The organism is Streptococcus sp. HMSC072D05 (assembly GCF_001815805.1).
In the GTDB taxonomy this organism is placed as follows: domain Bacteria; phylum Bacillota; class Bacilli; order Lactobacillales; family Streptococcaceae; genus Streptococcus.
In genome coordinates this window covers 1-376 of sequence record NZ_KV822041.1, presented here as the reverse complement: position 1 = coordinate 376, position 376 = coordinate 1, and the positions used below count along the sequence as shown (strand labels likewise).

The 376-nt window shown below is 49.7% G+C and carries 3 tRNA genes; all 3 read left to right on the top strand.

Going from position 1 to position 376, the window contains the following annotated elements:
* Positions 1–116: 116 nt before the first annotated feature.
* The 3 genes from HMPREF3057_RS09555 (at position 117) to HMPREF3057_RS09545 (ending at position 374) form a co-directional block, all read left to right on the top strand.
* Positions 117–189, top strand: a tRNA-Val gene (locus HMPREF3057_RS09555).
* Positions 190–194: 5 nt separating this feature from the next.
* Positions 195–265, top strand: a tRNA-Gly gene (locus HMPREF3057_RS09550).
* 35 nt (positions 266–300) lie between these two features.
* A tRNA-Ile gene (locus HMPREF3057_RS09545) sits at positions 301–374 on the top strand.
* The last annotated feature ends 2 nt before the right edge of the window (positions 375–376 follow it).

Here is a 376-nt window from a genome sequence, read left to right as displayed (position 1 = left end):
AGTCGCTTAGCTCGAGGGAGTTTAGCTCAGTTGTAATTGAGAGGAAATCGAAATTACAATCGGCGGATGAGAGAAACGAAGTTTCTTACCGTTGGCTGAGCTAGACTCCGCCCTTTGGGAGTTTAGCTCAGCTGGGAGAGCATCTGCCTTACAAGCAGAGGGTCAGCGGTTCGATCCCGTTAACTCCCATTTTAGCGGGTGTAGTTTAGTGGTAAAACTACAGCCTTCCAAGCTGTTGTCGCGAGTTCGATTCTCGTCACCCGCTTTGAACTTTGTTCAATTACCAAGTTTTTTAAACTTGGGCGCGTAGCTCAGGTGGTTAGAGCGCACGCCTGATAAGCGTGAGGTCGGTGGTTCGAGTCCACTCGTGCCCATT